The following is a 592-nucleotide window of genomic DNA, read 5'->3' as shown; positions in this document are numbered from 1 at the left end:
GCCGTCGAGGTTGATGGTGCGGGGTCGGTTGTGGGGTTGTTCGAGGAGCAGGTGGGCCGGGCGCCGGGTGCGGTGGCGGTGGAGTGGGGTGGGGGTTCGCTGACGTATGGGGAGTTGCGGCGGCGGGCGGTTGGGCTGGCGGGGGTTTTGGCGGCGCGGGGGGTGCGGCGGGGGGATCGGGTTGCGGTGGTGATGGATCGGTCGGCGGATCTGCTGGTGGCTTTTCTCGGGGTTTGGCTGGCGGGTGCGGCGTATGTGCCGGTGGACAGGGCGTATCCGGTGGATCGGGTGCGGTTCATGCTGGCTGATTCGGGGGTGTCGCTGGCGGTGTGCGACGAGGCGGCCGGTGGGTTTTTGCCGGAGGGGGTGGAGTCGCTGGTCGTGGGTGATGGCGGTGGTCCGGTGGCCGGCTGGGGGCTGGTACGGCCTGGGCCGCAGGATTTGGCGTATGTGATGTATACGTCGGGGTCGACGGGGGTTCCGAAGGGGGTGGCGGTTCCGCACGGCGGGGTTGCTGCGTTGGCGGCCGATCCCGGGTTGGAGGTGGGGCCGGGGGATGCGGTGTTGATGCACGCCTCCCACGCCTTCGACG

At 70.8% G+C, this 592-nt stretch carries 1 protein-coding gene; it reads left to right on the top strand.

The annotated features are described in order from the left end of the window. Nucleotides 1-30: 30 nt before the first annotated feature. The coding region (locus Ssi02_RS38465) for an AMP-binding protein (protein ID WP_239130437.1) at nucleotides 31-592 on the top strand (562 nt) is incomplete at its 3' end.

Source organism: Sinosporangium siamense, from assembly GCF_016863435.1.
Classification (GTDB): Bacteria; Actinomycetota; Actinomycetes; order Streptosporangiales; family Streptosporangiaceae; genus Sinosporangium; species Sinosporangium siamense.
Note: the sequence above shows the minus strand (reverse complement) of the source record. Positions and strands in the feature narration are given on the sequence as shown.